At 53.8% G+C, this 5,008-nt stretch carries 5 protein-coding genes and 1 pseudogene; all 6 read right to left on the bottom strand.

All coding sequences use genetic code 11. From position 1 onward, the window contains the following. Positions 1-36: 36 nt before the first annotated feature. Positions 37-672: a hypothetical protein gene (locus ABX962_RS29905; RefSeq protein ID WP_372725024.1), complete on the bottom strand. Its 636-nt coding sequence runs from the start codon at positions 670-672 to the stop codon at positions 37-39. A 261-nt stretch (positions 673-933) separates the two neighbouring features. Next, positions 934-1,524, bottom strand: a complete 591-nt coding sequence (locus ABX962_RS29900; RefSeq protein ID WP_372725022.1) for a class I SAM-dependent methyltransferase — start codon at positions 1,522-1,524, stop codon at positions 934-936. Positions 1,525-1,616: 92 nt separating this feature from the next. Further along, a pseudogene (locus ABX962_RS29895) lies at positions 1,617-2,312 on the bottom strand (Type 1 glutamine amidotransferase-like domain-containing protein); the annotation flags it as partial. Positions 2,313-2,534: 222 nt separating this feature from the next. Continuing rightward, positions 2,535-2,921 (bottom strand): hypothetical protein, encoded by a 387-nt coding sequence (locus tag ABX962_RS29890; RefSeq protein ID WP_372725020.1) that lies wholly within the window; start codon positions 2,919-2,921, stop codon positions 2,535-2,537. Between the two features lie 149 nt (positions 2,922-3,070). Beyond that, positions 3,071-3,640, bottom strand: coding sequence for a type II secretion system protein (locus ABX962_RS29885; protein WP_372725018.1), 570 nt, complete (start codon positions 3,638-3,640; stop codon positions 3,071-3,073). 375 nt (positions 3,641-4,015) lie between these two features. Further along, a complete protein-coding gene (locus ABX962_RS29880; RefSeq protein ID WP_372725016.1) occupies positions 4,016-4,837 on the bottom strand; it encodes a hypothetical protein in 822 nt (273 codons plus the stop codon). Positions 4,838-5,008: the final 171 nt, after the last annotated feature.

The following is a 5,008-nucleotide window of genomic DNA, read 5'->3' as shown; positions in this document are numbered from 1 at the left end:
GTGCCACTCAGTCGCTGGGACTCGTAGCCTCGTCCACTACCTCCAAAGCAGGCCGACCAACGCATTTTCCCGTAAATCTCTAGCGGAACGGCCCAAACGCCAACGGAGGGTTCCCTCTCTCGACACCCTTACTTTCCAGCGTTCTGGAGTGACAGCCCGATGTTCCAGTTGTGCATTGAGTTCGCGACAATAAACCGGTTTCCATTTCAGTGCATCTTTTTCGATCGCGGCATGAAACACCTGCTCCACATCAGGATCATTCACCGGCCGTACTTGAACGAGCATCGGACTAAGCGCATCGAACGCCAGAAAAACAAACCAGTATCGGCCACCCGTCGCCGGCTTGAGATCTATATTCCATCCTGGGATCGCCTCGTCGATTAGTTCGGTTCCCAGAGTTGGTCCTGGATGGCCCCCGTGCGCAACAGTAACTCGGGGGGGAATCTCAACCAGACCCGATGATTTCTCAATCTTAAGGTTCAGTTCCATGAAAAGAGGTCCATCACCTGTCCGTAGATCGACACGCCGTAGGGAATCAACCGTTGCCAGGGCGACGCCACACGCGTGAGGTGCGAGACGCGCCATCCTATTGTCAAGATCATCGGCAAATCCAGGCATGGAAAGAACTAACGCAATCCATATCCACAGAGATTGAGTCCAGCGTTCGTTCATTATTGACTTTTGTCTCGCTGTGCATGAAGTCGATGGCGACACGACCGCGGTCGCAAACTGAGTGGTATTCGTCTGGTGAATCGCATGAGACGATCGAGTTTTTCAGCTGCAGAGACTGTTGTGGAAGTTGCCTCAAAGTCTCACGGACTAGCCCTATGCAGTATAGCGTCATGGATGCCTCCCAACGAAACGCACCACCTTAAACGGAATTCATACCCGCTCGTCAATCAGTCCTTGCCAGTCCGCATGTGCACGGGGGAGTTACCCCTGCGGTTTGGTCGCCGCAACCATGTAGCGCTGCGTTCGTGTGGAAGGCAACGCATTCGTGTGGTCCATCAGCCCAACAAAGTCTATCCGGAAACCAGTGTTCTCGAGCAAGTAGGGGACAGTCGCTGTCGTTCGGCAGGCAGAGAGCGGAAGCGTATCAACAACACCGTCCCATGTCCCGGACCAGTCGTGACGATCAAATAGACCGTCCATCACGACGACGGCACCGCCAGGGCGAAGCCAAGAGTACCAATTTCGAAAAGCGGCAAGTGGATCAAATAGGCAGTTTGCGAGCTGCCGTGAAGCAATAAGGTCGAAAGATTCCGCGTCGAAGTGCTGGCGGTCATCTGCGTGGTCACAGAAGCCTTGAACAGTCGTTACGCATCTGAGTTCGGGTCTCAATTCGAGCAAGGCATTCATTGCCGAGCAGGGCTCGAGTGCAGTGATACGAAGCCCAGCAATACGAACCAATGCAAGACACAGCGCGCCGGTGCCGCTGCCAGCATCGAGAACCGCCATATTCTCAGACAACGCAATGCAGCGTTTCAGGTCAGCAACGCATGCGTCGTGATCCGCAGAGGTCATCCCGGCGACCCATGCGTCATATCTCGACGCCTCCTCGGCGTCGTAGGTCGCAAGATAGCGTTCTCGCGACTCCTGTTGAGTTACACGATAAGTCAAGTGATTTCAGTTGAGTTATGGTTTGCGATCTGCCGGCGGCGGCGACTTTGCTTTTCGAAAACGGCAACCACCGCTGCTTCGTCATCATCGCGAGGTTCGCGAGTCCCAACGCCGAGAAATCGCGTTTTCAAAGGCGTCTCCATCACCGTCTCACCACGCAACGCTCCCTTGTAGGTCGACGCTGATGGTCGCGATGAGACGACGTGCTGAAGGATTCCATTGATGAAGTGGAGACCGACGCCGTGATCGGCTGCGTAACCGTCCAGCATTCCTTTCGAGACTGATTGGTGATATGCAGGGCGCCGTGCAACCTCGCCATCATAGTGCGGACAGTTGCTGCCAGGCAAGAAGCCGAGGCAATTCATCGGCTGCAATTCGTCGCCGAAGGAATCAGTGACACCCTGCTGAAACCAGCATATCGATCCGGCTGAGAGGCCAGTCAGGATCGTGCCCGCAGAGAGAGCTGCGTTGAGCGCTTTGTCGAACCCATGGGCTCGCCAAATTGCCAACATATTGGCCGCACTTCCAACAACCACGTAAATGACGTCTTGTGAACAAGCGAAGTCCTCAAGATCATTCACTTTTCGTCGCACAAGTTCTAGGTCGGATGCACGGCAGTTGGTCGACGCAAAGTGGCGATAGAATTGTAACGTATAGCTGTCGGCATCTCCGGAAGCCGTTGGAATAAAGCAAAGCCTTGGTTTGTCTTTTTACTTCATGCATGCAAGCGATAGTCATCCAAGAGCGGCGATTCATGCATTGAGCCCCCGCCCCCACCAAGTGCAACGTTTTGCTTGTCTGCATCTGCCATCATGTTCCATTGGTCGGCGAACGGTTACCGCAACCGGGAGGCGGCGAATGACATACAAGCAGACGAAAAAGCGTTCCACCGCCCCTCCGCCATCACCACGCAGTTATCCGTTACATTCGATACGATTTTTATGAAGAACACTTTGCAGTGACGTCTTCCACCATGGAAAATATCGCCGAATCCGATTCGGAAAGGCATGGTTGGCAACCAATCCGAACAGCAGCACCGACGCCGGAAGTGCGATGGCGACACAAGCAAGGAGTCGATGGTCGTACATATCGACCCACCGGAGGTATGCGGGAAGCGGGGCAAGATGCGGTCGCATGGTTTCGTGGGCATAGATGAACGGAATGACGATACCAAGTACGAAGGCCACCGATCCGAGCAGGATTGCGGTTTCAAACACGGGAAGTACAAGCAACAATTTCGCATCAGATCCGCGATCTGATGAGAGCGGGTCGCTTACGTGTTGTGATTTTTCGTGCGTCATGGGTTTTCGCTTACGAGGTTCGTCACTTCAGTCGCAGAACATCGCCAATCACCCAGTCGCGGTAAAAGACTCACCACTTCTCGGCAGCCGACACCGCGACTTGGATGCATTGTTTTGTGCGCCGACAACGCAAGGATTCTTCTGTGATACTAACGAGGCGGAAGCCCTGCTCCTGCCTCGGTGAAATTGAAACCAGATTCCGCCCAGCCTTCAATTACCTTTGACTCGATAATCTCGATGTGCCCGTCCAAAAAAAGATAGTTTGCGGTGTCGCCTATATGCCGACTGCGAGCAATATACTTGTCCACGATTGGAAGTACCAATCCGGCGTTTATATTCGCGGTTGTAAACCACGTCTCTGGGTTCATGTCCGGAGGTGATGCCGGATCAACGAAAATGGGTCCGCCATTGTGCTCCAGCCAGTGTATCGTCGAATGCGTCGCGTTGACGACCATCGGATCATTTTCCATTTCAAGATTGCGAAAGTAACCAAAGCCATCGGGCGAGTCGGGGCAGGGCAAGCGATCGGAAGACAGTCCTGGAGAAGTATGGAGCCAACGCATATTGCTAGCGCACCCGGTCCTGCGTGCAGAGGCTCTGGCAGACTGCACTGCTGGCAGCAACAAAGCGATACAAGTCGCGATGACAAGTAACACGACGCAAAGTTCAATCAGCGTCACACCATTGCGGCGGTACTCCTTTGGAGTTGGGGCACCCATCGATGTCATTCCGGCGACCGGCTGAGGTCACCCGGCACGAACGGAAAAGCGACCATTATAAAGTAGTTTTTTGGATTGCTCGGGTGCACCGGCATTGTTCGCCACACACGTTGCACCATGATTCACTGCCGAGCACTCGCGACCAGAGGATTGTATCGCCGACGGAATCCGAAATCAATTCGATCGTGAGTGGAAACGGGCAGCCCTGCAATAAAAACACTTGCCTTGCTTTTGAATCGCCGAACAACCCGACGTTAGGCGGGAGGCTCTGCGTTGGCGAACACCACTCGTCACCGGGGACGCGCGTAAATCTTTAACGGCCAAATCGCTCGACTCGCGTTATAAGTGCACGCGATGGTTACCCTCATCCACACGTCACGCCTGGCGCATCGCCAAGCGATTCTCTGCGTATTGAAACCAAAACGCATAGTCGTGAAACGGAATTTCCGAAAACTCTGCGTCCTCACTCACGCTCAAAACCTGTAGAACTTGCCGCGCAGCATCATTCGCTCCGTGCCAGTTGATATAGATCGCCGATGCGTAGCGCACCGCGTCTCGCTCGTCCGTCAGGAATGGGTGAACAATGCCACTAACAGGATCGCTTGACATCGCCTGGTATTCAAGCAGCCCCACAGAAAGAATGCAATTTGCCAGCTCCGTTGCGCAACCTTTGTCGACAAGCCTATTGCGAAGTTGAGGCAGCGATTCACCGGCGTCGATGGGAAACCATGACAAGTTATACGCTGCTTCGACACGGACGTTAAGTTGATCGTGATCGAGCAATCTTAGGAAATCAGGAACGGCTTTCCGTACTCTCCAATAGCACACGAGGGCCGCAGCCGCGCGAGTCCCCGATTGCCCGCTCAACTCTTCCAAATGATCATTAACTCTGGTCATACGGTATAGATGATCGCTATCCAACCCGATTGCCAGTGTCCTCAGGCAGCTAAGGATCTCGGCTTTAATCTGAACGCGTCCGTCAGACAGCAGCTCCACCAGAAACGGAATCACAACAACCGTCAGCGGATTGACCGATGCTTGGTGGCAAATTCGATCGAATACGTCTTCGAGAGCGTGTCGCTGGTTCTCCACATCGTCTGTTACGAGCGTACGAATTAATTGCGGCATCTGAGTTGCTGGGCGCGCATAGTGATCTTGGAATTCGCTCCAAGGTAGGTCATCTAGTCCATCAAGCATTGATGTCCATCCAGCTCGATCGTGCAACGTCTAAGTCACCCGGCACGAACGGAAAAGCGACCATTATAAAGTAGTTTTTTGGATTGCTCGGGTGCACCGGCATTGTTCGCCACACACGTTGCACCATGATTCACTGCCGAGCACTCGCGACCAGAGGATTGTATCGCCGAC

It is taken from the genome of Novipirellula sp. (assembly GCF_041583735.1).
Taxonomy (GTDB): domain Bacteria; phylum Planctomycetota; class Planctomycetia; order Pirellulales; family Pirellulaceae; genus Novipirellula.
The sequence above is the reverse complement of the archived record's forward strand: the minus strand, read 5'-3'. Positions and strand labels throughout refer to the sequence as shown.

What these genes read in the sequence shown, in the direction of transcription:
- ABX962_RS29905 (WP_372725024.1), bottom strand. Translation starts at nt 672, where the DNA reads ATGAACGAACGCTGGACTCAATCTCTGTGGATATGGATTGCGTTAGTT.
- ABX962_RS29900 (WP_372725022.1), bottom strand. Translation starts at nt 1,524, where the DNA reads ATGACCTCTGCGGATCACGACGCATGCGTTGCTGACCTGAAACGCTGC.
- ABX962_RS29880 (WP_372725016.1), bottom strand. Translation starts at nt 4,837, where the DNA reads ATGCTTGATGGACTAGATGACCTACCTTGGAGCGAATTCCAAGATCAC.
- ABX962_RS29890 (WP_372725020.1), bottom strand. Translation starts at nt 2,921, where the DNA reads ATGACGCACGAAAAATCACAACACGTAAGCGACCCGCTCTCATCAGAT.
- ABX962_RS29885 (WP_372725018.1), bottom strand. Translation starts at nt 3,640, where the DNA reads ATGGGTGCCCCAACTCCAAAGGAGTACCGCCGCAATGGTGTGACGCTG.